The organism is Micromonospora sp. WMMD1219 (genome assembly GCF_049315215.1).
In the GTDB taxonomy this organism is placed as follows: domain Bacteria; phylum Actinomycetota; class Actinomycetes; order Mycobacteriales; family Micromonosporaceae; genus Micromonospora; species Micromonospora tulbaghiae.
In genome coordinates this window covers 3,593,110-3,617,346 of the sequence record NZ_CP186057.1, presented here as the reverse complement: position 1 = coordinate 3,617,346, position 24,237 = coordinate 3,593,110, and the positions used below count along the sequence as shown (strand labels likewise).

The 24,237-nt window shown below is 71.6% G+C and carries 26 protein-coding genes; 6 read left to right on the top strand and 20 right to left on the bottom strand.

Annotation, left to right across the window (positions count from 1 at the left end):
- The first annotated feature begins 5 nt into the window (after nucleotides 1–5).
- A complete protein-coding gene (locus ACN27C_RS17510) occupies nucleotides 6–1,088 on the top strand; it encodes a polyprenyl synthetase family protein (protein ID WP_252449240.1) in 1,083 nt (360 codons plus the stop codon).
- 91 nt (nucleotides 1,089–1,179) lie between these two features.
- Here ACN27C_RS17510 and ACN27C_RS17505 read toward each other — a convergent pair whose 3' ends face one another.
- Nucleotides 1,180–1,560, bottom strand: coding sequence for an Rv2175c family DNA-binding protein (locus tag ACN27C_RS17505; protein ID WP_120568800.1), 381 nt, complete (start codon nucleotides 1,558–1,560; stop codon nucleotides 1,180–1,182).
- 142 nt (nucleotides 1,561–1,702) lie between these two features.
- Here ACN27C_RS17505 and ACN27C_RS17500 point away from each other — a divergent pair, with 142 nt between their 5' ends.
- Nucleotides 1,703–3,688, top strand: coding sequence for a PASTA domain-containing protein (locus tag ACN27C_RS17500; protein WP_422746812.1), 1,986 nt, complete (start codon nucleotides 1,703–1,705; stop codon nucleotides 3,686–3,688).
- Nucleotides 3,685–4,554, top strand: a complete 870-nt coding sequence (locus tag ACN27C_RS17495; protein ID WP_422746810.1) for a deoxyribonuclease IV — start codon at nucleotides 3,685–3,687, stop codon at nucleotides 4,552–4,554. Before ACN27C_RS17500 ends, ACN27C_RS17495 begins: the two co-directional genes overlap by 4 nt.
- Nucleotides 4,555–4,661: 107 nt before the next feature.
- Here ACN27C_RS17495 and ACN27C_RS17490 read toward each other — a convergent pair whose 3' ends face one another.
- The 4 genes from ACN27C_RS17490 to ACN27C_RS17475 all read right to left on the bottom strand — a co-directional run bounded on the left by ACN27C_RS17490 (nucleotide 4,662) and on the right by ACN27C_RS17475 (nucleotide 9,485).
- Nucleotides 4,662–5,690 carry a threonine aldolase family protein gene (locus ACN27C_RS17490; RefSeq protein ID WP_422746808.1) on the bottom strand — a complete coding sequence of 343 codons (1,029 nt, stop codon included), beginning with the start codon at nucleotides 5,688–5,690 and terminating at the stop codon, nucleotides 4,662–4,664.
- Nucleotides 5,683–7,089, bottom strand: coding sequence for a class II 3-deoxy-7-phosphoheptulonate synthase (locus tag ACN27C_RS17485; RefSeq protein WP_013475760.1), 1,407 nt, complete (start codon nucleotides 7,087–7,089; stop codon nucleotides 5,683–5,685). Before ACN27C_RS17485 ends, ACN27C_RS17490 begins: the two co-directional genes overlap by 8 nt.
- 57 nt (nucleotides 7,090–7,146) lie before the next feature.
- Entirely contained in the window at nucleotides 7,147–7,677 is a 531-nt protein-coding gene (locus ACN27C_RS17480; RefSeq protein WP_357897231.1) for a hypothetical protein, read from the bottom strand.
- A 173-nt stretch (nucleotides 7,678–7,850) separates the two neighbouring features.
- A complete protein-coding gene (locus tag ACN27C_RS17475; protein WP_120568795.1) occupies nucleotides 7,851–9,485 on the bottom strand; it encodes a glycosyl hydrolase family 18 protein in 1,635 nt (544 codons plus the stop codon).
- A gap of 143 nt (nucleotides 9,486–9,628) precedes the next feature.
- Here ACN27C_RS17475 and ACN27C_RS17470 point away from each other — a divergent pair, with 143 nt between their 5' ends.
- Entirely contained in the window at nucleotides 9,629–10,117 is a 489-nt protein-coding gene (locus ACN27C_RS17470) for a glutathione peroxidase (protein WP_120568794.1), read from the top strand.
- Nucleotides 10,118–10,189: 72 nt separating this feature from the next.
- On the opposite strand, the gene ACN27C_RS17465 is transcribed toward ACN27C_RS17470, so the two are convergent.
- The 7 genes from ACN27C_RS17465 to ACN27C_RS17435 form a co-directional block, all read right to left on the bottom strand.
- The gene (locus ACN27C_RS17465) at nucleotides 10,190–10,993 is read right to left on the bottom strand and encodes an SGNH/GDSL hydrolase family protein (protein WP_120568793.1); all 804 of its coding nucleotides are present in this window, start codon (nucleotides 10,991–10,993) and stop codon (nucleotides 10,190–10,192) included.
- Nucleotides 10,994–11,099: 106 nt separating this feature from the next.
- Nucleotides 11,100–11,618, bottom strand: a complete 519-nt coding sequence (locus ACN27C_RS17460) for a GNAT family N-acetyltransferase (RefSeq protein WP_422746804.1) — start codon at nucleotides 11,616–11,618, stop codon at nucleotides 11,100–11,102.
- A gap of 8 nt (nucleotides 11,619–11,626) precedes the next feature.
- Nucleotides 11,627–11,977 (bottom strand): DUF2203 domain-containing protein, encoded by a 351-nt coding sequence (locus ACN27C_RS17455; RefSeq protein ID WP_036342567.1) that lies wholly within the window; start codon nucleotides 11,975–11,977, stop codon nucleotides 11,627–11,629.
- A gap of 35 nt (nucleotides 11,978–12,012) precedes the next feature.
- A complete protein-coding gene (locus ACN27C_RS17450; RefSeq protein WP_422746802.1) occupies nucleotides 12,013–12,339 on the bottom strand; it encodes a DivIVA domain-containing protein in 327 nt (108 codons plus the stop codon).
- Nucleotides 12,339–13,412 carry an oxidoreductase gene (locus tag ACN27C_RS17445; RefSeq protein ID WP_422746800.1) on the bottom strand — a complete coding sequence of 358 codons (1,074 nt, stop codon included), beginning with the start codon at nucleotides 13,410–13,412 and terminating at the stop codon, nucleotides 12,339–12,341. The genes ACN27C_RS17450 and ACN27C_RS17445 overlap by 1 nt, the downstream gene beginning before the upstream one ends.
- On the bottom strand, nucleotides 13,409–13,771 hold the full coding sequence (locus ACN27C_RS17440) for a hypothetical protein (protein ID WP_422746798.1): 363 nt from the start codon (nucleotides 13,769–13,771) through the stop codon (nucleotides 13,409–13,411). The genes ACN27C_RS17445 and ACN27C_RS17440 overlap by 4 nt, the downstream gene beginning before the upstream one ends.
- Complete coding sequence (locus ACN27C_RS17435) at nucleotides 13,762–14,016, bottom strand: hypothetical protein (protein WP_422746796.1); 255 nt, start codon at nucleotides 14,014–14,016, stop codon at nucleotides 13,762–13,764. The genes ACN27C_RS17440 and ACN27C_RS17435 overlap by 10 nt, the downstream gene beginning before the upstream one ends.
- A gap of 228 nt (nucleotides 14,017–14,244) precedes the next feature.
- Between ACN27C_RS17435 and ACN27C_RS17430 the strand changes: the two genes are divergently transcribed.
- Both ACN27C_RS17430 and ACN27C_RS17425 read left to right on the top strand, forming a co-directional pair.
- On the top strand, nucleotides 14,245–15,408 hold the full coding sequence (locus tag ACN27C_RS17430; RefSeq protein WP_422746794.1) for a helix-turn-helix domain-containing protein: 1,164 nt from the start codon (nucleotides 14,245–14,247) through the stop codon (nucleotides 15,406–15,408).
- Complete coding sequence (locus ACN27C_RS17425) at nucleotides 15,405–15,953, top strand: isochorismatase family cysteine hydrolase (RefSeq protein WP_422746792.1); 549 nt, start codon at nucleotides 15,405–15,407, stop codon at nucleotides 15,951–15,953. Before ACN27C_RS17430 ends, ACN27C_RS17425 begins: the two co-directional genes overlap by 4 nt.
- 14 nt (nucleotides 15,954–15,967) lie before the next feature.
- Here the strand turns inward: ACN27C_RS17425 and ACN27C_RS17420 are convergent, their stop codons facing one another.
- From ACN27C_RS17420 to ACN27C_RS17385, 8 genes are all read right to left on the bottom strand, one after another.
- Nucleotides 15,968–16,753 carry a maleylpyruvate isomerase family mycothiol-dependent enzyme gene (locus ACN27C_RS17420; RefSeq protein WP_422746790.1) on the bottom strand — a complete coding sequence of 262 codons (786 nt, stop codon included), beginning with the start codon at nucleotides 16,751–16,753 and terminating at the stop codon, nucleotides 15,968–15,970.
- 77 nt (nucleotides 16,754–16,830) lie between these two features.
- Entirely contained in the window at nucleotides 16,831–18,471 is a 1,641-nt protein-coding gene (locus tag ACN27C_RS17415; protein ID WP_422746788.1) for an ammonium transporter, read from the bottom strand.
- Complete coding sequence (yut, locus tag ACN27C_RS17410) at nucleotides 18,449–19,519, bottom strand: urea transporter (protein WP_422746786.1); 1,071 nt, start codon at nucleotides 19,517–19,519, stop codon at nucleotides 18,449–18,451. The genes ACN27C_RS17415 and yut overlap by 23 nt, the downstream gene beginning before the upstream one ends.
- Nucleotides 19,520–19,535: 16 nt before the next feature.
- Nucleotides 19,536–20,453: an urease accessory protein UreD gene (locus tag ACN27C_RS17405; protein WP_377638408.1), complete on the bottom strand. Its 918-nt coding sequence runs from the start codon at nucleotides 20,451–20,453 to the stop codon at nucleotides 19,536–19,538.
- Entirely contained in the window at nucleotides 20,450–21,079 is a 630-nt protein-coding gene (gene ureG / locus ACN27C_RS17400; protein ID WP_013287653.1) for an urease accessory protein UreG, read from the bottom strand. The genes ACN27C_RS17405 and ureG overlap by 4 nt, the downstream gene beginning before the upstream one ends.
- Before the next feature lie 29 nt (nucleotides 21,080–21,108).
- Nucleotides 21,109–21,786: an urease accessory protein UreF gene (locus ACN27C_RS17395; RefSeq protein ID WP_422746783.1), complete on the bottom strand. Its 678-nt coding sequence runs from the start codon at nucleotides 21,784–21,786 to the stop codon at nucleotides 21,109–21,111.
- Nucleotides 21,787–21,804: 18 nt separating this feature from the next.
- The gene (gene ureE / locus ACN27C_RS17390) at nucleotides 21,805–22,368 is read right to left on the bottom strand and encodes an urease accessory protein UreE (RefSeq protein WP_013475749.1); all 564 of its coding nucleotides are present in this window, start codon (nucleotides 22,366–22,368) and stop codon (nucleotides 21,805–21,807) included.
- Nucleotides 22,369–22,426: 58 nt separating this feature from the next.
- Nucleotides 22,427–24,145, bottom strand: coding sequence for an urease subunit alpha (locus ACN27C_RS17385; RefSeq protein ID WP_422746781.1), 1,719 nt, complete (start codon nucleotides 24,143–24,145; stop codon nucleotides 22,427–22,429).
- Nucleotides 24,146–24,237: the final 92 nt, after the last annotated feature.

Sequence of the window (24,237 nt, the reverse complement as noted above, 5' to 3'; positions counted from 1 at the left end):
GTGGCGTGACCCACGCTGCTCCCGTATCCCCCGTCGATCGCGCCGGCCTGCGCCAGCGGATCGACAAGGCGCTGACCGAGTTCCTCGCCGGCCAGCGCGGCTGGCTGACCGCCGTCGACGACGGCCTGCTGCCCGTCGCCGAGGCGATCGAGGCGTTCGTGCTGGGCGGCGGCAAGCGGCTGCGCCCGGCGTTCGGCTACTGGGGTTACCGGGGCGCCGGCGGGGTCGACTCCGACCAGGTCGTCGCCACCCTGGCCGCGCTGGAGTTCGTGCAGGCCAGCGCGCTGATCCACGACGACCTGATGGACCGGTCGGACACCCGGCGCGGCGAGCCGGCGATGCACAGGCGGTTCGCCGCCCGGCACCGCGCGGCGAGCTGGGGCGGCGACGCGGACTCCTTCGGCGACGCCGCGGCGATCCTGCTGGGCGACCTGTGCCTGGTCTGGTCCGACGAGCTGCTGCACTCATCCGGCCTGCCGCCGGCCACAGTGGCCCGCGCCCGGCCGGTCTTCGACGAGATGCGCACCGAGGTGACAGTCGGGCAGTACCTGGACGTGCTGACCCAGGCCACCGGGGACACCTCGCTGGACCGGGCGGCCAAGGTGGCCCGGTACAAGTCGGCGAAGTACACGGTCGAGCGCCCGCTGCTGCTCGGCGCCGCGCTGGCCGGCGCGCCGGCCGAGGTGCACGCCGCGTACTCGGCGTACGGGCTGCCGCTGGGTGAGGCGTTCCAGCTCCGCGACGACGTGCTGGGGGTGTTCGGCGACCCGGAGCGCACCGGCAAGCCGGCCGGCGACGACCTGCGCGAGGGCAAGCGGACGTACCTGGTGGCGGCCGCCCTGGAGACGCTCGACCCGGCCGGCCGGGAGGCGCTGCTGGCCGGGCTCGGCGTACCGGACCTGGACGCGGCCGGGGTGGACCGGCTGCGTGAGCTGATCACCAGCAGCGGCGCGCTGGATCGGGCCGAGCGGCACATCGCCGCGCTCACCGAGAGCGCCCTGGCCGCGCTCACCGCTGTCGACCTGGACACCGAGGCCCGCCAGGCCCTGGTCGACCTGGCCATAGCCGCCACCCGCCGCCCCGCCTGACCGCCCCTCGCCCCTTGCGGGCGTCGATCATGAAGTTGGCGGCGAAGTCGATCTCTGATCGTGCCGCCAACTTCATGATCGACGGGGTGGGTTAGAAGGCGACGGCCTGGGCTCGGCGTTTGACCTCTCGGGCCAGGTCGCCGCCGAGGGCCACGGCGGGGGTGCCGGGAAGACTGGGGTCCTCCCGGTAGAGCCAGCGCAGTGCCTCCTCGTCGTCGTAACCGGCGTCGGCGAGCAGGTTGAGCACGCCGGGCAGGTGCTTGAGCACGGTGCTGTTGGCCACCAGGTCGGCCGGGATCCGGCGGACGCCGTCGCGGCGCACCGCGATCAGCTCACGGTCGCGGATCATCTGGTGCACCTTGCTGATCGACAGGTCCAGGCGCTCGGCCACGTCGGGCAGCGTCAGCCAGCCGGCCGGGTCGGCCGGTCCGGCCAGGTCGGGGCCGGTCTCGGCGGGTACGGAATCGGTCACCCGACCACCCTGCCACGTGCCCGCCAGGCCCGGTGCACGGCACCCCGCACCACCGCCGGGAGCGCGGCGGTCCCCCCGTGTCGCAACCCGGCGGTAGCATCCTGTTCTACCTTCATCCTTCCGACACATAGACTGCCTGCCGATGGACACACAGGTCGCCGACACGTTGCTGGGCTCGCTGATCGAGGGGCGCTACCGCATTCGCGGGCGCGTCGCCCGAGGCGGCATGGCGACCGTGTACACCGCCACCGACGAGCGCCTGGAGCGCACCGTGGCGGTCAAGATCATTCACCCGACCCAGGCGCCGCAGGCCAAGGCCCGGATGGCCGGCTTCGTCGAACGCTTCACCGACGAGGCCAAGACCATCGCCCGGCTCACCCACCCGAACGTGGTGGCGGTCTACGACCAGGGCATCCACGCGGGCCTGCCGTACCTGGTGATGGAGTACGTCCGCGGCCGCACGCTGCGCGACGTGCTCGCCGAGCGCCGCCGGCTCAACCCGGACGAGGCGCTCGCGATCACCGAGCAGATGCTCGCCGCGCTCGCCGCCGCGCACCGGGCCGGCCTGGTGCACCGCGACGTCAAGCCGGAGAACGTGCTGGTCGCCGAGGTGCCCACCGGCGGCAGCCGCAACCTGGTCGACAGCGTGGTCAAGGTGGCCGACTTCGGGCTGGCCCGGGCCGTCGAGGCCAGCGCCGAGGACGAGAACGGCAACCAGCTCATGGCGACGGTGGCGTACGTGGCGCCGGAGCTGGTCACCCAGGGCCACGCGGACCCGCGCACCGACGTCTACTCGGCCGGCATCGTGCTGTTCGAGATGCTCACCGGTCGGGTGCCCTACGACGGCGACCGTCCGGTGGAGGTCGCGTGGCAGCACGTCGACCGGGACGTACCGGCGCCGTCGACCCTGGTGCCGACGCTGCCGCCGGCTCTCGACGCGCTCGTCGCGCGGGCCACCCGGCGCGATCCGGCCGGCCGTCCGGCCGACGCCGCGGCGCTGCTGAGCGAGGTGCAGGCGGTCCGCGACCAGCTCGGCGACCCGCAGGCGCACACCACCGTGCTGCCGCAGCTCAGCGACGACACCGCGGTGCTGAGCCAGCCGACCCAGATGGTGGCCGCGCTCCAGCCGGTCGAGCGCCCGGCGTGGGCGCGGCTGCCCGAGGGCGGCGCCGCACAGCGCCCGCACCGGCGGCGCGCGGTCGAGGACGAGGGTACGGGGACCGGGTTCGCCGCCCTGCGTACCCGGATCATGGGTTCGCCGCGCGGCCGGCTGGCCGTCGCCGCGGCGGTCGTGGTGCTCGGCCTGGTCGCCGCGGTGGGTGGCTGGTGGTTCGGCGTGGGCCGCTACACGGTCGCGCCGCAGATGGTGAGCCTGACCAAGGCCGACGCGGAGGCGCAGGCCCAGCGCGGCGGCTTCACGCTGAAGTACGCCACCCCGCGCCACGACGAGCAGGTCCCCAAGGACACGGTGCTCGGGCAGTCGCCCGGCTCGGCCGCGCGGATCGTCAAGGGCGGCACGATCACGCTGACCCTGTCGCTCGGTCCGGAGCGGCTGCCGGTGCCGGACGTGGTGGGCAAGGACTACGCGCTGGCCCAGGCCGAGCTGGAGGGCGTCAACCTGGTCGTGGCCAAGGGCTCCTCCCGGTACGACGACACGCTGCCCGCGGGTGTGGTGCTGGCCACCGACCCGAAGGTGGGCACCGTGGTGAAGCCCGGGGCGAAGGTGACGGTGATCCTCAGCAAGGGTCGCGCGCCGGTGACGGTGCCCAACCTGGTCGGCAAGAGCCTCACCGAGGCGCGCACCATCCTCGCGCAGCTCGGGCTGAAGCCGGTGGAGAACGTCAAGGACTCCGACAAGCCGAAGGACGAGATCCTCGGCCAGAGCCCGGCCGACGGCACCGGCGTGGAGAAGGGCGCCCAGGTCAAGCTGGAGATCAGCAAGGGCCCGCCGCAGGTGGCCGTCCCCCGGGTGATCGACATGCCCTGCCAGCAGGCCAAGCAGACGCTGGAGAGCCAGGGCTTCCCGGTCAACGTCCAGCTCAACCCGAACGGCATCGTCCGGATCCAGAACCCGGCCGAGAACACGCCGGTGCCGCCGGGCACGACGGTCACGGTGACGTGCCTGTGAGCGGGTGTGACGGGCGCCGGCGGGTGGGGTCGCACACCCCCACCTCCGGCGGCCTGGCCCGGGCGGCCCTGCCGTACGCGGACGCGGCCGAGTCCGAGGTGGTGCAGGTCTACGTCTCGAACTCGCGCGGCTGGGCGCTGCCGGCCGGTGACCCGGCGCAGGACACGTTGTTCCGCGACGGCTGCGGCGAGCGCGGGCTGCCCGTGTTCATCCACGCGTCGCTGCTGGTCAACCTCGGCTCCCCCACCCCGGCGACGGTGACCCGGTCGGCGGAGACGCTGGCCCACGCGCTGCGGCGGGGCCGGGCGATCGGCGCCGAGGGCGTGGTGTTCCACGCCGGCAGCTCGGTCGACGCCGGTCACGACGAGGCGGCCCTGCGGCAGGTCCGGGAGGCGCTGCTCCCGCTGCTCGACGAGGTCGCGGCCACCGGCGGGCCGATGCTGCTGGTCGAGCCGAGCGCCGGCGGCGGGCGGTCACTGGCGTCCCGGGTCGAGCACCTCGGCCCCTACCTGGACGCGGTCGACCGGCACCCGATGCTCGGGGTCTGCTTCGACACCTGTCACGCCTGGGCGGCCGGTCACGACCTGGCCGCCGAGGGCGGCATGACCGCCACCCTCGACACGCTGGTCGCCACTGTGGGCGCGGACCGGCTGCGGCTGGTGCACGCGAACGACTCGAAGGACCTGTGCGGCTCCACCCGCGACCGGCACGAGAACATCGGCAAGGGCACCATCGGCGACCCGGCGTTCGCCGAGCTGATGCGGCATCCGGCGACCGCCGGCGTGCCCGTGCTGGTGGAGACCCCCACGGAGAAGCACATCGGCCACGCCGCCGACATCGCCACCCTCAAGCGCCTCCACCCTTGACGGGGTTCGCTCCTCTCCCCGCATCACTCCGGTGATCAAGGAGTTCGTGTCCCGCTCCGGCGCGGATTCGGACACGAACTCCTTGATCACCGCCGACCCGGGGTGGGTCAGGCGCGCAGGGCGGTGTTCAGGATGGTGGCGGCGCGGTCGATTTGCGCGTCGGTGACGTCCAGGTGGGTGACCAGCCGGGCGGTACGCGGGCCGAGCACCGAGATCAGCAGCCCCTCCGCCCGCGCGGCCGCCGCCAGCGCGTGCGCGTCCAGCGGGTGCTTGGTCAGGTCCAGCGGCACGATGTTGGTCCGCACCACCGACGCGAGCACCCCGTGCGGGGCGACCGCCTCGGCCAGCCGGGCCGCCTTGACGTGGTCGTCGGCCAGCCGCTCGACGTGGTGCGCCAGCGCGTACCGGCCCGCGGCGGCGAGGATGCCGACCTGCCGCATGCCGCCGCCCATCCGCTTGCGCAGGAACCGCGCCCGGGCGATCTTCTCCGCGCTGCCCACGATCAGCGAGCCGACCGGCGCGCCGAGGCCCTTGGAGAGGCAGACCGAGAGCGTGTCGAACAGCACGCCGTACCCGGCCAGCGGCACCCCGTCGGCCACGTGCGCGTGCCAGATCCGCGCGCCGTCGCAGTGCAGGGCCACCCCGTGCTCGTCGGCGACCGCACGCATCCGGCGCAGCGTCGGCAGCGGGATCACCCCACCGCCGCCCCGGTTGTGGGTCTGCTCCACGGCGATCGCCCGCGTGGGCACCGCGAAGTAGCCGTCCGGCCGGATCATCCCGGCGACCACGTCGGGGTCCAGCTCCGCGCCCACCGCGGGCCAGGTCCGCGAGGAGATCCCCCCGTACGCGGCGGCGGCGCCGACCTCGTACGTGACCACGTGCGCGTCGGCGTCGCAGAGCAACTCGTCGCCGGGCGGTACGTGCAACTGGAGCGCGATCTGGTTGGCCATCGAGCCGCTCGGGGCGAACAGCGCCGCCTCGTGGCCGAACAGCGCGGCCACCTCGGTCTCCAGCGCGGTGACCGTCGGATCCTCGCCGTAGACGTCGTCGCCCACCTCGGCGGCGGCCATCGCCTCCCGCATCCCCGGCGTCGGCCGGGTCACGGTGTCCGTCCGCAGATCGATGACCTCACCCACGGAGCATCTCCGCCACCAGGAACGCCAACTCCAGCGACTGCTGGGTGTTCAGCCGGGGGTCGCAGGCCGTCTCGTACCGGTCGGGCAGGTCGAGGTCCTCGATGCCCTGGGCGCCGCCGAGGCACTCGGTGACGTCCTCGCCGGTCAGCTCGACGTGCAGGCCACCCGGGTGGGTGTCCAGACCCCGGTGCACCTCGAAGTAGCCGAGCACCTCGTCGACGATCCGGTCGAAGTGCCGGGTCTTGTAGCCGTTGGAGGACTCGTGCGTGTTGCCGTGCATCGGGTCGCACTGCCAGACGACCTTCGCGCCGGCGGCGGTGACCTTGGCGACGATCGGCGGCAGCGCGTCCCGGACCCGGTGGTTGCCCATCCGGCTGATCAGCGTGAGCCGGCCGGGGATGTTGTCCGGGTTGAGCTTCTCGCAGAGCTCGATCGCCTCGTCCGGGGTGGTCGTCGGGCCGAGCTTGACGCCGATCGGATTGGCGATGCGGGAGATGAAGTCGATGTGCGCGCCGTCGATCTGCCGGGTCCGCTCGCCGATCCAGAGGAAGTGCCCGGACAGGCCGTACGCCTTGCCGTTGGAGATCCGGGTCAGCGCCCGGTCGTACTCCAGCGCGAGCGCCTCGTGCGAGCAGTGCAGCGTGACGGTGCGCAGCGCCTCGTCGTCGGTCATCCCGCAGGCCCGGATGAAGGCCAGCGCCCGGTCGATCTCGCGGGCGATCGCGTCGTAGCGCTCGCCGGCCGGGGACCGCCGGACGAAGTCCTTGTTCCAGTCGTGCACGGCGTGCAGGTCGGCCAGCCCGCCGGCCAGGTACGCCCGGAGCATGTTCATCGCAGCGGCCGAGTTGGCGTACGCCCGGATCATGCGCTGCGGGTCGGCGACCCGCGCCTCCGGCGTGGCCTCCAGGGAGTTGATCATGTCGCCCCGGTAGGCGGGCAGCCCTCGGGCGTCGGTCGGCAGGGACCGGGGCTTGGTGTACTGGCCGGCGACCCGGGCGACCTTGACCACCGGCAGCGACGCGCCGTAGGTGAGCACGATGGCCATCTGGAGCAGCGTGCGGGCGTTGGCGAGCAGGTGGCTCTCGGTGTTGTCGGCGAAGGTCTCCGCGCAGTCACCGCCCTGGAGCAGGAACGCCTTGCCCTCGCAGACCAGCGCGAGCCGCTGCCGCAACTGGTCGACCTCGTAGGGCGCGACCACGGAGGGCACCGTGTCCAGCACCCGGCAGACCTCGGCGACCTGGGCCGGGTCGTCCCAGGGCGGGGTCTGCGCGCGCGGCAGCTCCCGCCAGCGGTCGAGGCCGAGGGCCGCGTCCTCGGCGGAGTCGGCGGTCGGTCGGCTGGTCTGCAGACCAGGGCTACCCACGGCGGGGTGACTCAGCTGATGCCACTCATGGCGCATGAAGGAAAGCGTACGGCGACCGTCTCGATCACTCGCCGCCGAGGGGGATGGTTCCGGTCACTGGGAGGGCACCGGCGAAGGCGCCCGCGCGGGCGGCGGCGGCTCCGCCGGGTCGGCGGTCGCCTCGACCGCGGGCTCGCCGGGCACCTCGCCGGAGATGCACCAGTCCGCCCCGGTACGGGTGACCGTGAACAGCAGCGACCGGGCGGCCTTGCGCGAGCCGACGGCGACCGTGATCGAGGCGCTGACCTCCTGGCCGTTCGGGCCGGAGCGGACCTCGGTGATCGTCGCCTCGGGCACGGTGAAGTGGTCGGCGAAGTCGCCGTTCGGGCCGGTGGCGGCGGAGTCGAAGGCGGCGTGCATGGGCGCGCAGAGCTGGCTGCGGCCGGCGGCGGCGTCGCGGGCGGTGAGCGCGTCCAGGTACGCCTGCACACGTTCCCGGCTCTTGACCGCCGCTTCCTCGGCCGGCGCCTTCCCGCTGGGCGGGGTGTCGCCGCCCTGGCCGCCCGAGCCGCAGGCGGCCAGGGCCACCGGCAGGAGCGCGAGGAGGGCGAGCCCGGTGAACCGGCCCCGGTGGCTGCGACCCATCTGTCCTCCCGTCGCGTGGACTCGTCGAGCGGCGAGTGTGCCACATCCGGCCCGGGCGGCCGGGTGACTCCCCATCCTGACCTGGATCGGCGCGCTCGGCCAGGACGGCACGCGGGCGGGGAGGGGCCGGTGCGGCCCCTCCCCGCCGGGTGGGTGGTGCGTCGGCCCTCGGCTCAGCCGAGACCGCCCTTGATGGCGCCGATCAGCTCACCGTTGCTGGTGTCACCGGAGAGCTCCCAGAAGAACGCGCCACCGAGGCCCTGGCTGTTGGCGTAGCTCATCTTCCCGCCGATGGTCGACGGGGTGTCGTAGCTCCACCAGTTGCTGCCGCACTTGGCGTACGCCGTGCCGGCGACGGTGCCGGTGGCCGGGCAGCTGTTCTTGAGCACCTTGTAGTCCTCGATGCCCGCCTCGTAGGTGCCCGGGGCCGCGCCGGTGGCGCTGCCGCCGGGTGCGGCCTGGGTCACGCCGGTCCAGCCGCGTCCGTAGAACCCGACGCCGAGCAGCAGCTTGCTGGACGGTACGCCCTTGGACTTGAGTTTCTGGATCGCCGCGTCCGACCAGAAGCCCTGCTGCGGGATGCCCGCGTAGGAGTAGAGCGGCGAGTGCGGCGCGGTCGGTCCCTGCGCGTTGAAGGCGCCGAAGTAGTCGTACGTCATCGGCATCAGCCAGTTGAGGTTGTTCGCGGCGCCGGCGTAGTCGGTGGCGTCGATCTTGCCGCCGTTGCTGCCGTCGGCGGTGATCGCCGCGGTGACCAGGAAGCTGGAGCCGAACTTGCTCCGCAGCGCCGAGATCACGTTCTTGAACGCGTTCGGGCCGCTGCTGTCGCACTGGAGGCCGCAGGCGTTCGGGTACTCCCAGTCGATGTCGATGCCGTCGAAGACGTCGGCCCAGCGCGGGTCCTTGACCAGGGAGTAGCAGGAGTCGGCGAACGCGGCCGGGTTCTGCGCGGCCTGGGTGAAGCCGCCGGACCAGGTCCAGCCGCCGAAGGACCAGAGCACCTTCAGGTTCGGGTACATCTTCTTCAGCTTGCGCAGCTGGTTGAAGCTGCCGCGCAGCGGCTGGTCCCAGGTGTCGGCGACGCCGTCGACGCTGTCCGCCGCGGTGTACGCCTTCTCGTAGTCGGCGTAGCTGTCCCCGATGCTGCACCGGCCGCCCGTGGTGTTGCCGAAGGCGTACAGGATGTGGGTCAGCTTCGCGGCCGAGCCGCTCGTGTGGATGTTCTTGACGTGGTAGTTGCGGGCGTAGACGCCCCACTCGGCGAAGTAGCCGACGATCTTCTTCCCACCGGGCGGCGGCGTGGTGGGCGGCTGCGTGGTCGGCGGGGCGGTCGTCGGCGGCGCGGTCGTGGGCGGCGCCGTGGTGGGCGGCGCCGTGGTCGGCGCGGTGGTCGTCGGCGTGCCGCCGCCGGTGCAGGAGCCACCGTTGATCGTGCAGCTCACCGGCGCCTTGTACGCGCCGGTGCCGTTGTAGCCCCAGCTGAAGCTGGCGCCGGGGGCGAGCGTGGCGGCCCAGCTCTTGTTGACGGCCACGTAGCGGTCACCGCTGCGGGTGATGTCGGCGTCCCAGGAGCTGCTGATCGAGGTGCCGGAGGGCAGCGTGAACTCGATGCGCCAGCCGTTGACGGTGGAGCTGGTGCCGTTGGTGACTGTCACCCGCCCCTCGTGGCCGGTGCCCCAGTCCTGCACCTTGGCGAACGTGGCGGTGACGCTGCCGGCGGCCGACGCGGTGGTCATGGGCACCGCGGCGACCGCGAGCGCGACCACGGCGCCGGTGGCCCACAGGGCCCGGCGGAGCGATCTCTTCATACGGCGTCCCTCCAATAGTTAGGAAACTTTCCAAATTGATTGCTGAGACGCTACTCACGGCGTCACCACTTCGTCAAGATGTAGATGCATCGATTTCACGGGTGACGCGGGACGGTGGGCACGAGGGCCCGTAGCCTCGTCCCATGACCGTTTTCGACGTCCAGATCGACGCCCTCACCGGCGGCCCGGCCGACCTCGGCCGCTACCGCGGCCGCGCCCTGCTCGTGGTCAATGTGGCCTCCCGCTGCGGCCTCACCCCGCAGTACGCGGGCCTCCAGGAACTCGCCGACACGTACGCCGGACGCGGGCTGACGGTGCTCGGGGTGCCGTGCAACCAGTTCGCCGGCCAGGAGCCGGGCAGCGCCGCCGAGATCGAGGAGTTCTGCCAGGTCAACTACGGCGTGACGTTCCCGCTGACGGAGAAGGCCGACGTCAACGGGCCGGACCGGCACCCGCTCTACGCGGAGCTGGTGTCCACGCCGGACGCCGAGGGACACACCGGCGACGTGCGCTGGAACTTCGAGAAGTTCCTCGTCGCGCCGGACGGCACTCCGGCCGCGCGGTTCGGCCCGCAGGTCACGCCCGAGGACCCCGAGCTGCGCGCGGCGATCGAGAAGGTCCTGCCGGCCTGACCGGCGCACCCGCCGCCGGGCACGGCGCAGCGGCACGCCCCCGAGGGAGGCGTGCCGCTGCCGTGGACCGCGTCAGCCGGCGGCGGCCCGGAAGACCGGGTAGTAGCCGCCGGACTGCCCGGCCGCCGTCGGGTGGTACGACTTGCTCAGGCTCAGCACGTTGAGCGCGTGCAGCCACTTCGTCCCGTAGCTGCACAGCTGGTGGCCGACGAAGATGGAGCGCACGTCGGCGAAGGTGAAGCCGGCCGAGACGGCGGCCGTGCGGGTGATGTCGTCGAGCAGGTTGATGCCCTCGTTGATCTTCGCCCGGGACGTCGCGCTGAGGCCGACGCATGTGGTGCCGAGCTGGTAGAAGACCGGGTAGCCGACCACCACGACGCGGGCCGAGGGCGCCCGGCTCTTGATGCCGTTGTAGACGTTGGCGAGCCGGCCCGGCATCGAGGTGCGGGCCACGTTCATGGCGGACTGCACGGCCGCCACGCACTGGGTCTCCCCCTGGAGCACGCAGGTGCTCATGATGTTGGCGAAGCCGACGTCGTTGCCGCCCACCGTGACGCTGACCAGCGTGGTGGTGGAGGAGAGCGCGGAGAGCTGGCTGTTGATGACGTCCGTGGTGGTGGCGCCGGAACAGGCGACCGACCGGTACGACGCGGGCTTGATGTTGGTGTTGTAGAGCGCCGGGTAGGCGTTGGTGCTGCGTAGACAGTTACCGCTCTCGGAGGTGTAGCTGTCGGCGCCGACGCCGGAGGCGTACGAGTCGCCGAGCGCGACGTAGCGGTCGGACGGGGCCGCCTGGGCGGGGGCAGCCAGAGACAGGGTGACCCCGACCGAGGCGGCCAGGGTCAGGGCGAGGGTGGCAAGACGGGATCTCCGCACGTCGCACTCCTGGGGGCGTGAAGTGGTGGTGAGAGATAGATATCAATAAGATCACAGCGCATGGAAGATCACCGATTTGCGGTCGGGCGCGCATAGCGACTTACGCCTACAAATCGTTGCCGGTTTCGCGGACCAGGATGAAGGATTGTTCCGCCGGGAACGTCAGGCGCATCGCCGGGTCGGCGGTCTCCCGGAAGCCTAGGGCACGGTAGAGCGGGCGACCGGCCGCCGAGGCCCGCAGATCGACCCGGCGCACACCCCGGTCCCGGAACCAGGCCAGCAGCGCGGTCAGGCAGGCTCGGCTGTGGCCGCGCCGCCGGTACGCCGGGTCGGTGCTGACGTTGAAGACGTACCCGACCAGGCCGCTCGGGTCGTCCGGCCCGCCGAGCCGCCGTTCCACAGTGCCCACCGCGCAGGCCGCCAGCGACGCGCCGTCCGGCGCGTCGACCACGAAGGCGGCGAGCCAGGGATCCGGTTCGGCCAGCCAGGTGCGCAGATTGTCCCGGGCGACGTCCTGCCAGCGGCCCGGCGGCGTCGGCACCCCGCTCATGCCGGCGAGCATCAGCCCGCGCAGCCGCACCAGCTCGTCGGCGTCGGACGGCATCGCCCGGCGCGCGTCACCCACGGGCCGGCTCAGACCGGACGGCGGCCGGCGAACCCGCACTCGACCCGGTGGTACCACCGGATGTCGGTGTCCCCCTCCAGCCAGCACCAGAGCACCGCCCGGCCGTCGCGCTCACCGGGGAAGTCGAGCAGCACCGGGGCGATCCCCTTGACCGCGATGTCGTGCTGGTGGAACTCGTCCACCACGAGATGCAGGCGCGCCTCCAGCGCCTTCACCTCGGCCAGCCCGCCGAGCGCGCTGACGCCGTGATCGGCCAGATCGACCCGCAGCTCGGCCAGGTCGGCCCGCAGCCGGATCAGCTCGTCGACGCGCGGCCGCAGCGTGGCCACCAGGTGTCGCGCCTGGGCGAGAGTGAACACCGGGCCAGTATGCGGCACGACCCGTGTCGTCCGGGTCACCGCTCACCCGCACGTCGACCGTCAGGGGCGGGACGAGACGGTGAGTCTGGAGTGGCCGCGGGAGACCAGACGACGCCGGCAGCCTCCCGCACCTCGGCCTGCCAGGCGCGCAGGGCCCGCTTGATGCGGTCGTTCTCGCCCCGGGCGTCGTCGAGCAGCCGGGTCCGCTCCCCCAGTTCGTGGACGAGCCGGTGCAACAGCGCGTCGACGTCGTCGGTCCGGTAACCGCGCCGGCCCAGTGACGTGCGGGGCAGCTCGACGGCGCTGAGCCGGTCCGCGGTGAGCGGGCCGGCCAGCGCGTTGCGGCTGCGGTAGACGCCCATCAGACGCCGAACCTGTCCGGCAGGTGGATCCGCTCGGCCGGCACCCCGCCGGCGAGCAGCCGCAGCCGCGACCCGGCCACCATCAACGGTGGCCCGCACAGGTAGACCTCCTGACCGGGCCGCCAGTGGTCCAGCGCGACGGTGAGCGCGTCGCCCTGCTCTCCCGCCTCCGCCACCGGATCGTGCGAGAACGCGGGTACGACGGTCAGCCAGTCGTAGCCGCTCTGGAGCTTGTCCAGGCTGATCGGGTCGTAGAGGTCGGCGAAGGTGCGGGCGCCGACGACCACTGTGACCCGGCGACCGGCCGGCGCGGCGGCGACCTGCTCGACCAGGGCGCGCAGCGGCGCCAGCCCGGTGCCCCCGGCGACGAGCAGCAGGTCCGCATTCGACGCCGGATCGAGGGTCAGGCCGGTCGACCGGGGCGGACCGAGCCAGATCCGATCATCGGGCCGTACCCGGTGCACGAGCGTGCGGGAGACGGCGGCGACGGCACGGACGTGAAATTCGACTGTGCCGTCGGCGCGCGGAGCGTTGGCCGGCGAGTACCAACGCCACCGGCCGGGCCAGCGTTCGGTGCAGACGGGCAGCGCCTGACCGGGCCGGAACGCCAGACGGCGCCAGGGGCGCACGGCCACCACGGCGACGCCGTCGGCCGCCCGGTCGTGGTCGATGACCTGCGCCGGCCACCAGGGCGGGCCGTCGTCGGCCTGGTCGACCGCACGGCTCACCGCCGCCGTGGCCCGCCGGGCGGCCCCAGCCCAAGCCGCCGCCAGCTCCGGTGTCCAGCTCACCTGCCGGGTCACCGTCGCGACGAGCGCGGCCTCGACGGTGAGTAGGTGCGGCACCAGCCGGTAGCGGCGACAGGCGCGCCCGAGCACGGTCAACAGCGCCGCCCGCCCGGCCGGGTCGTCGCCACCGCTGACCAGCCGTCCGAACGCGGCGAGGAAAACCGCCGCCTCCCGCTCCGGCAGCGTCCCGGGGCAGCGGTCCTCGACCGCGCACCAGAAGTGGTCGGCTGCCTCGCGGACGTACCGCATGGTGACGCACCACGACGCGGCCAGGGCGGCGGTCACGAGCCGGCCTCGTCCGCGAAGGCCCGCCGGGCCACTGTCACCGAGCCCGCCGGCACGTCGAGCGCCCAGAGCACCCCGGCCAGGTAGTCGACCACGCGGCGGTGCTGCGCCTCGGTCAGGCCCAGGCCGCGCCACGCCCCGGCCGCCGGCCGGGCGATGTCGCCCGCCGGTCCGCCGAGCGCCACCGTCAGAGTGAGCGCCAGGTGTCCGGCGAACCGGGCCCGATCAACCCCGACGAGGTACGGCGCCAGCTCGGCGTCCGCCGCCACCAGCCGCAGCCACCGGGCCACCGTCTCGCGCACCGCCGCCGACCCGGGCCAGCTCTCCGCCGGGTACGCCCCGAGCCCGGTCACGCCCACGGCCAGGCGCCCGGATCACCGGCGGCGACCAGCTCGTCCACGCGCTCCTCGGTGAGCCCGGCCGCCCGTAGCGTGCTGCGGCCCCAGCGGGCCAGCCGGCACGGATGCGGGACCCGCTCACTGCGGCACAGTGGACCCGCCGGCCACCGCTCCGGCACATGCACCGCCACCGCGCGTACGGCCAGCGCCAGATCGTCGTCGCTGACCGGCGTGAGCACCGGGAAGTCGTCCAACACCGCCGCCATGAAGAGCCCTTCCGTCGAGAGTCGGTGCGGCACCGGGGCGGGCGGGGACGGCGGACGCGCTCGGGTTGCGTCCCACCGGAGCCCAGCACCCGCCCCGGGCCATGCGTCCACCCTCGCCAGCTTGCGGCTCACGGGGTACGACTACGCTCTGCACTTGCGCTGTATCAGCTCTGAAGTCGAGCCGCTAGGCTGCTGGCGGCCGGTCTCGACGCACTCGGAGGCGAGCCGATGACGACCGTGCAGAAGTGGACCGGGCGGGAAACCCGGATGCTGCGGCACGCGCTGCGAATGAGCATCCGTGACTTCGCGGAGCACCTCGGCGTCAGCGAGCGCACCGTCTCGAAGTGGGAGGCCGGGCGGGAGGCGGTGCAACCTCGACCGGAGATGCAGGCCGCTCTCGACACCGCTCTGGTCAGAGCCAGCGATGAAGCGGTATCCAGGTTCTGCCAAGCGGCGGGCAACGAGCCTCCCGTCCCTGCTGCTTCGGTAACTTCCGGATACCGCATCCAGTCCCACAAGTTCATCCCGGCCCACGTCGGGGCGGCTGCGGTACGGGAATTGGCGACTTCGCCGCGGGTGAAGCCCCGCCCGCACGAGTGGCTGCACGTATCGACGACCAATGTGCCGCATCCAGACGGACAGTGCACAGCGCACGTCTTCGCCTGCGGCGTGGTGGTGCTGCACCTTCAGCAGGAACTCATCTTCAGAAGGCTGGCGGAACTCGCCGCCTGGCGGTACGCCAGCTACGAGGACGACCTCCCATGGGCGGCCCGCCAGCTCGAATGCCTGCTGTCGGATCAGCCCGACCAGCGAGCAGCAGCGCCGGAGTATGTGATGTCGATGTACCTTCCCGGAGAAATGGGATGCCGTCGCGAAGAGCTGAGCAACGCCGTCCGTTTGTTGAGTCTCCCGTCAGTGCTGGTGAACCGTCATGCAGCACCCCGGCCACTACCTGTTCCCGAGAACGTCGAGCGGACGTTGTTGACCAAGGGGTTCGACCAGCCCACTGCTGTTCCGTTCGGAATCGCCGGGGTATCCGTCGGCTTCGCGACCTGGTCCGGACTCGCCTATCACGCAATCTCGCCGGAACGAGCCCTTACCGCCGACGAACTGGTCTCGCTTGAGATCGACGTGCAAATGCTCTGGGCCTACTGTCGGCAGGTCCAACGCGTGGTGGAGAACGGGCGAGACCCGGTGATATCCCCGGGTTTCGGCTGGCGGTTCCTGAGAGCTGCCCACTCCCGACTCACCACCGCACGTGTGCAGGAGACCGCGCAACACTGCATGATGCGTCAGGCAGCCGTAACGACCAGCGGCCTACCCGAGCGCCTGACGCAGGCCCAGGCGGCGCTTCGCGAAGCAGAAACGACGGCTGGAAGAGTCGGGGTATGAACGGCAAGCAGGCGGCCCTGATCGTCATCGACATGCAGAACGGCTTCATCAACGACCGCAGCCGGCATGTCATCCCGAAGGTCGCGGAGCTGGTCGAACGGTGGGAGGCCACGGGCAGGCCGATCGTCTTTACGCGCTACCACAACTATCCGGACAGCCCCTTCGAGAGGCTGATCCACTGGTCGAAGATGCAGCACGCGCCGGAGACAGAGATTGTGCCCGAACTGCGTCGACACGCCGCTCGCGCACGAGCCATTCTCGACAAGCCCATCTACTCGTACTTCACCAGCGAGGGCACGGACCTGACTGCTCGGGAGGGCTGGACCGATCTGGTGTTCTGCGGCGTGGCCACCGAGAGTTGCGTGCTGAAATCAGCGGTGGACGCATTCGAGCGCGATCTGACGCCATGGATGGTCACCGATGCATCGGCCAGCCACGGCGGTCCGGCCGCACACGAGGCCGGCCTCCTGGTGGCGCAGCGTTTCGTCGGTGCCGACCAGCTCATCGACACGAAGACGGTCAGTGAGCTGTTCGATGGTCGGTGATGGCGATGGACCGGTTACACGGACGGGTCCCAGGCCGCGAGTTGGTCGAAGATGCGACGGTCGCCTTCGAACTGCAGGGAATCCAGCGGTATGCGGCCGTAGAAGAACAGGACCAGGTCGCTGGCGGTGCCCCGGGCGGAGACGTCGGCCGTGTCCGGGGCCTGGCCGGCAGCGGGCGTGAGGTGGGCGACCTGCGCCCCGTCGGCGGACAGCCGGAGGCGCCAGGAGCGGCCCTCGACGGCGTGGTAGTCGACGACGGCGGGCTGGTGTGGCCAGGCGACAGTCGTCGCGCAGAGGGTGAACTGGCAGTCGTCGAAACCGTCGAGGGCGACCTCCTCCGGCAGCGGCTGGGGGGTGCCCACCGTGAGCTGGGCGTCGTAGGTGTGCACCGCGATCTCGGGAACCTGGCGCCGCGCCCAGGCACCAGCGGTCTGCGGTGACGGCGAGTCGTCCCACCACGTCCAGCAACCGCGATCCGGGCCGGCCTCACGCAGCGTGCTCGTCAACTGCTCGACGGATTCGGTCCACCAGGCGAGCAGTGCCTCGCGTTCCCGGGGCGCACCCTTGCCGTCCTCCCAGGCCGACTCGTCCGGGGGCCCGTCCGCAGGCCCCGCGGCGACGATCGCGGCTGTCTTGCGGCGGCCCGTGCCCACGTGCTGGACGAGATCGAACAGCGTCCGCTCCGGATGGGTCGGAACCTTCATGTCGAGGCTGGGCGCCGCGGCGACAGCGATACGGAAGGCGGTCGACCGTTCGTCGATGAGCCGCAGATGATCGGAGAACGTCGACGTCTTGTGCACGTCGGCTTTCTACCAGTGCACCCGGCGACCGGACAGCGGTTTTCGCCGTGGACGCGGCGGCAGTGGCCGACCGCCCGTCAGGACTGGACGCGTTCCGCCTCCTGCACGAACGTGTCGGCCCTCCGCGCGCCCATCCGGTCCAGCTCGTCCAGCACCGCGCCCACCCCGTCCGCGCCCACCAGCACGGTGACGCGCAACCGGGCGGCGAGGGGCTGGTCCTGCCAGTAGCCACGCGGCAGCAGGCTCGCCTGCGGTGTCGTCGTCGCCACGGCGGCGTCGCTGACGATGACCGAGATCGCGCCGGCGGCCAGCAGGGCGTCGCGCAGGTCGGCGCTGTTGGCCGCCGGGTCCGGCTCCAGCAGCGCGGTGACCACCCGTACCCGCTGGCCGGGCGGCACGGACGGTTCGCCGGCCGGCGCCGCTGCGGTACGACGCCGGGGCGCGCCCGGCGCGGTCAGGCTGGTCACCCCGCCGAGGTGGTACGCGTCGGCGCCCTGTTGCGCCTGGTCCAGGCGCTCCTGGTCGGCCGGCGGCACGCGCAGGCCGATGAGCGCCTGCACCCCGGCGGCGATCAGCCAGGTGAGGACGAAGGAGAACGCGACCACGCTCACCACGCCGACGAGCTGGCGCCACAGCAGGCCGCCTCCGCCGCCGAGGAACAGCCCGTCGGCGCCGAGCGGGTTGACCCCGCGGTTGCCGAACAGGCCGAGCAGGAGCGTGCCGAGCATGCCGCCGACGAAATGCACGGCGAGCACGTCGAGCGCGTCGTCGAGGCGCAGCAGGTACTTCAGTTTCAGCGCGAAGTGGCAGACCAGGCCGGCCAGCGCGCCGATCGCGACGGCCGACGCCGCGTTGACGTACCCGGCGGTCGGGGTGACAGTGGCAAGGCCCGCGACCGCGCCGGAGACCGCGCCCACGACGGTGCTGTGTCCGTCGGTGACGCGTTCCAGCGCCAGCCAGACGAGCATCGCCGCGGCGGCGGCGAGGTGCGTGTTGAGGACGGCCTGCGCGGCCAGGCCGTTGGCCTGGAGGCCGTCGCCGCCGTTGAAGCCGAACCAGCCGAACCAGAGGATGCCGGCGCCGACGATGGTCAGCGGGATCGAGTTCGGTGGCGCGGCGGTGTGCGGCCAGTCCCGGCGGCGGCCGACGACGAGCAGCACGGCGAGGACGGCGGCGCCGGCGCTGGCGTGCACGACCAGTCCGCCGGCCCAGTCCTGGGTGCCGAACTTCGCCAGCCATCCGCCGGGGTGCCAGAGCCAGTGCGCGATCGGCGCGTAGACCACTATCGACCAGACCGCGAGGAACAGCACCCAGCCGCCGAAGCGCAGCCGGCCCGCTGTGGCGCCGGTGACGAGCGCGGGTGTGATCACCGCGAACATCATCTGGAACAGCACGAACGCCAGCGTCGGGATGGTGATCCGGCCGTCGACCACGTGCAGGTTGGGTGCGGGCGGCACCTTCAGGTCGGTGAGCCCGAACAGTTCCAGGTTGCCGAACAGCCCGCTGCCGGCGTCGTCGCCGAAGGCGATGGTGTAGCCGACGAGTACCCAGGTCAGGCTGACCACGCCGAGCGCGATCATGTTCTGTTGCAGCATCGCCAGGACGTTGCGGGTGCGGACCATGCCGCCGTAGAACGCGGCGAGTCCCGGCGTCATGAACAGGACGAGGCCGGCGCAGACCAGCACCCAGGCGGTGTCACCCGCGTTCGGAGCGGACACGGTTTCCCTCCTTCTCTCGCAGGTGGACGGAGTCGCGGACGGTGTGCAGGACGCTGTCCTTGACCCGTTCGTGGTTGGGCACCGGCGCGAAGTGCCGGTCGGGCAGCAGCAACAGCCAGGTGGCGATGTTGAACGGGCCGGTCAGCACCGGGATGCCCAGCGGCGTGAGCATGGTGGTCAGCGCCATCTGCACGACCAGCGTCAGCGCGATCCCGAACAGCGTGTAGACGGTGACCAGCGCGCCGGGGCGGTGCGCGACAGCGCCCACCACGATCGCGGTCAGCACCGCGTTGAAGGCGAACAGCCCCTTGTCCAGCGATGCGCCGTCGGCGCCGAACCAGAGCGCCAGCAGTGTCGCGCCGACGGCGCCGATCACCGCGAACAGCGCCGACCACCGGGAGTTGATCAGCAGGGCGACGAGGATGAGCAGGCCGGTGACCCAGCTCTCGATCAGGTAGACCTGGGACACGCCCTTGAAGAACGTCGGAACGAGGCCCCAGTCGAACGTGCCGCCGGCCGAAGATCCCTCACCGGGGAACTTCGGCGTCAGATTGGTGAGCACCGTGAACCTGTCGAACTGGTACGCCGCCATCAGCAGGAACCACGTCGTGAGCACGAACGGGAACGTGTAGGCGGTCAGGTTCCAGCGCTTGAAGACGGCGTTGAGGGCGAGCGTGACCACCACCGTGCCGATCGCGCCGAGCACGAGGTAGAGCCACATCAGCGGGCGCTGGTCGAGGAACGTGGGCACCGCGAGCCCGGTCAGCAGCGGGCTGAACCCGAACAGGCCCTTGCGCCAGCTCGACATGTCGACCCGCAGCGCCAGCGCGGTCGCGGTGCCCACGACCAGGCCGAGCACGCCGCCGCCGAACACCCGGGGCGTCCCGTTCTCGAACGCGCCCCAGGCGAGCGCGATCAGGATGAGCAGGCCGCTGAGCGGATTGTTCTGGAGCACCACCTGGGCGGCGCCGCGCAGGCAGGCGTCGACGAACCCGGCCGCCGGGTTCCGGTCGGCCAGGTGGCGCCAGCCACGTCCGATGTCGGCCATCTCGCTGTCCTCCTGGTCAACGCCAGCTGAAGACCGGCGGGAAGGTGCAGCCGGTCACCTCTTCGCGGGCGGCCGTGCAGAACGCGCGTACCGCGGCGCGGACCGGTTCGGTCTCCTGCCCGAGCACCTTGAACACCAGGCCGGCGTCGTTCGGCAGCCGGCTCACCGCGGTGGCCAGCGGTGTCCGCTCGTCCCACACCGGCGTCGCGGTGCGCTCGAAGACCCGGGCCGCCCGGTCCGGGTCGGTGAGCAGCACGACGTTGCCGAAGACGTGGAAGCGGTCCATCATCCCGATCCGCGACACCGGGAAGTGGCCGGGAGTGATCACGAACTTCTCCACGAACAGCGGGCGTCCGTCGGGCCGTTGCGCCCGCAGCGTGGTGGAGAACAGGTCGTACGCGAAGATCTCGCCGTCGCGGTAGTACTTGCGGCCGGGCTGGAGCACCTCGGCGTACAGCATTGTCGCGGTCTCCGGCAGCCGGACCACGGTGTCGGAGACGAACCGGCTGCGCCGGAACGGGATCACCGGCTCGGGCAGGAACTCCAGGTAGGCGTCGTCGGCCAGGGTGAAGCTCTGGGTCTGGGTGCCGTAGTTGGCGTCCATCTCCTGGATCTTGGTGGCGGCCTGGGTGACCAGGTGCGCCTGTGCGCCGGGCCCGAGGTCGACGTCCATCCGCAGCCGGTCGCCCTGGAGCACGCCGCCGGAGGTGGTGAGGATCATGACGCAGGGCAGGCCCGGCATCTCCTCGTCCCAGTACAGCGCGCGCTGCACCAGCAACGGCGACTGCCGGTAGACGTCGCGCAGGATGGTCCGGTCCGCGCGCCGCTCGAACCCCAGCCGGAGGATGCCCACCTTGCCGTTCGCGGCGGCCGGCAGCTGCGCCGGCTGGTCCTGGTACGGCGCGAGTTCCCGGACGGAGTCCAGAGTGGTCATGCGAGCACTTCGGCGTCGAAGAGCGCGTTGCGGCGGACCAGGTCCACCAGGTCGTCGATGCCCTCGCCGGTCTTGCAGTTGGTGAACACGAACGGCTTGCCGCCGCGCATCAGCTCGGCGTCGCGGGCCATCACGTCCAGGTCGGCGTCGACGTACGGGGCCAGGTCGGTCTTGTTGATCACGAGGATGTCGGACTTGGAGATACCAGGGCCGTTCTTGCGCGGGATCTTGTCGCCGGCCGCCACGTCGATCACGTAGATGAAGTAGTCGACGAGCGCGGGGCTGAAGGTGAGCGTGAGGTTGTCGCCGCCGCTCTCGATGAGCACGACGTCGCTGTCCGGGAACCGCGCCTCCATGTCCTCCACCGCGGCGAGGTTCATGCTGGGGTCCTCGCGCACGGCGGTGTGCGGGCAGGCGCCGGTCTCCACGCCGACGATGCGTTCCTCCACCAGCACGCCGGTCAGGGCGCGGCGGACGTGCTTGGCGTCCTCCGTGGTGACCACGTCGTTGGTGATGACCAGGATGCGCAGGCCCTGCTCGACCAGGCGGGGCACGACGGCCTCGATGATGGCCGTCTTGCCGCTGCCCACTGGGCCGCCGACGCCGATCCGACTCGCTGATTTCATTTTCGAAGAGCCCTTCAGGTGATGAGCGCTCAGCTCATGAACATCCGTACGTGTGCGTGCTGGTGCGCGCCGGCCAGCACGTCGAGGTGCGGCGCGAAGCTCTGCATGTCGTCGAGCCCGGCGGTCCGCACCTCCTCGTAGTCCTCGCCGACCCGCTCGTTGACCGCGAAGAGGATCGACTGGGTGTCGAGGTGGTCCACCCGCATCAGCCGGACCGCCGCGCCGAGCACCATCGAGGCCGCGCCGTACTGGTGGGCGGCGAACGCGTCCGCCTCGCCCACGCCGAGTTCGGCGAAGAGCACGCCGAGCGCGACCGGGTAGGTGACCGGGACGCCGGCGCCGCTCTCCGCGACGCGCTTGCGCAGCAGGGACTCCCCCACCACCCGTTCGGCGGCCTCGGCCAGCTTGCGCCCCATGCGGACCGTCATGGTCCGCGTCTCCTCATTGATCTTGCGCAGGTGTACGGCCTCGTCGGCCGCCCGGATCCGGTCGAGGTCACCGGCGCGGGCGGCGCGGTGCGCCACGAGCAGCGCCACCCCGTCACCGGTGGCGGCGGCGCGCGTGACGGTACGCACGAACTCCTGCAACGTAACCCGGTCGTGCACCGCCCCCTGTTCGACCGCCGTCTCCAGCCCGTTGGAGAAGGAGAACGCGCCGACCGGGAAGACCGAGTCGCCGAACTGGAGCAGCTTCAGGGCCTCGGTCACCGTGGACACCCCGGCCCCTCAGTTCAGGTCGGCTGGCAGGTGCGTGTGCGGGGTCGAGTCGGCCCCGCCGAACAGGCGCCGCGACTCGTGCGGGGCCAGGTACGCGATGATCTCGGTGCCGGGGATGAACTCGTGGGTGAGACCGGTGAACGCGTGCGTGCGCATCACCGAGTCCATCACCTTGCGGTCCACTGTGAGCGGGACGTACATCTTGGTGCCCTTCACGACCGCCGGCCAGTGCTGGTTGCCGATCGCGTGGCCCAGTTCGACGGCGGAGCGGATCACCATGTCCAGCGACTCGCCGTGCAGCGTGTCGAGGTGCACCACCATCACCTCGCCGAGCGCGATCCGGGCCACCACGGCGGTCGCTGTCGCGTCGTCCCACGCGAGCACGTCGCCGTCGCGCAGCCGTACGCCGCGGGCCAGGGACAGCGCCAGTTCGGTGCCGAGGCTGGTGGTCCGGCGCAGCCGGCTCTTCTGGGCGTCCCACTGGTCGAGGACCAGGTCGTCGACCTTGGCCTCCCGGAGCCGCTCGGTCCAGGCTGGCTCGTTCACGTTGCCGAGTACCGTTTCGACGAGCATGTGTTCTCCTTTCACGCGACCCCGCCGCCGGCCCGGCCGGGGCGGGCGCCGCGCCGGGTCAGCTGAAGAAGTAGAGCTGGCTGAGGGGGAGGTTCTTGGCCGCCGGCACCGTCGCGTGCACGCCGTCCATCTTCACGGCGAAGGTCTCCGGGTCGACCTCGAACTTCGGCAGGCGGTCGTTGCGCACCATGTCCCGCTTGGTCAGGTTGCGGCACCGGTAGACCGGCATGACCCGCCGTTGCAGGCCCAACTGCTCGCCGATGCCGCACTCGTGCGCGGCCTTCGACACGAAGGTCACGCAGTTCCTGGCGAGCTGTGATCCGGACGCGCCGAACGCCTCCCGGTAGTAGACCGGCTGCGGCGTGGGCAGCGAGGCGTTCGGGTCGCCCATGATCGACCAGGCGATCATCCCGCCCTTGAGCACCATCTTGGGCTTGACGCCGAAGAAGGCGGGCTCCCAGAGCACGAGGTCGGCGAGCTTGCCCGGGGCGATCGAGCCGATGATGTGCGAGACGCCCTGGGTGATCGCCGGGTTGATGGTCATCTTCGCGACGTAGCGCAGCACCCGGAAGTTGTCGTTGGCGTCGGAGTCCTCGGCCAGCTTGCCCCGGACGTTCTTCATCTGGCCGGCGAGCTGGATCGTGCGCAACCAGGTCTCGCCGATGCGGCCCATGGCCTGTGAGTCGCTCTGCATCATCGAGATGACGCCCTCGTCGAGCAGGACGTCCTCGGCGGAGATGGTCTCGGTACGGATCCGGCTCTCCACGAAGGCGACGTCCGAGGGCACCTTCGGGTTGAAGTTGTGGCAGACCATGATCATGTCGTACAGCTCGGACTGGCTGTTGATGCCGTACGGCACGGTGGGCGTGGTCGACGCGGGCAGCACGTTCATCAGGCCGGCGAGCTTGATGATGTCCGGTGCGTGTCCGCCGCCGGCGCCCTCGGTGTGGAAGCTGTGGACGGTCCGTCCCTCGAAGGCGGCCACCGAGTCCTCGATGTAGCCGCTCTCGTTGAGCGTGTCCGTGTGCACGCTGACCTGGACGTCGTACTCGTCGGCGACGGCCAGGCAGGTGCGCAGCACCGCGGGCGGCGCACCCCAGTCCTCGTGGATCTTGAAGCTGGGCACCCCGGCCATGATCTGCTCGATCAGCGGGAACCGCCCGCTGCTGTTGCCCTTCCCCAGGATGCCGACGTTGATCGGCACGCTCTCGAAGGCCCGCATCATGTTGTGGATGTTCCACGGGCCGGGCGTGATGGTGACGCCGTTGCTGCTGTCGGTGGGACCGGTGCCGCCGCCCCAGAGGGTGGTGACGCCGTTGCTGAGCGCGGCGTACGCCTGTGACGGCGTGAGCAGGTGGACGTGCGCGTCGATGCCGCCGGCGGTCAGGATCAGGTGCTCACCGGAGATCGCGTCGGTGCCCGGCCCGGTCACCAGGCCCGGGGTCACCCCGTCCATCACGTTGGGGTTACCGGCCTTGCCGATCCCGACGATCATGCCGTCCTTGATCCCGACGTCCGCCTTGACCACGCCGAGCAGCGCGTCCAGCACGGTGACGTTGGTGATCACCAGGTCCACCACGCCTTCCGCGCTGGTGGCCTCGCTGGCGCTGCCCATGCCGTCGCGCAGGGTCTTGCCGCCGCCGTACATGACCTCGTCACCGAGGACCCGCAGGTCCTTCTCGATCTCGATGTAGAGGTCGGTGTCACCCAGCCGGATCTGGTCGCCCGTGGTCGGGCCGTACATTCCGGCGTATTCCTGCCGTGAGATCTGACTCATGCGTTATCGCTCCAGCTCTGGCGCGTGGTGAGAGTGGCCGGGCTACTTGCCCTTGCCCTTGCCTTGGTCCTGGCCCTTGCCCTGGTCCTTGC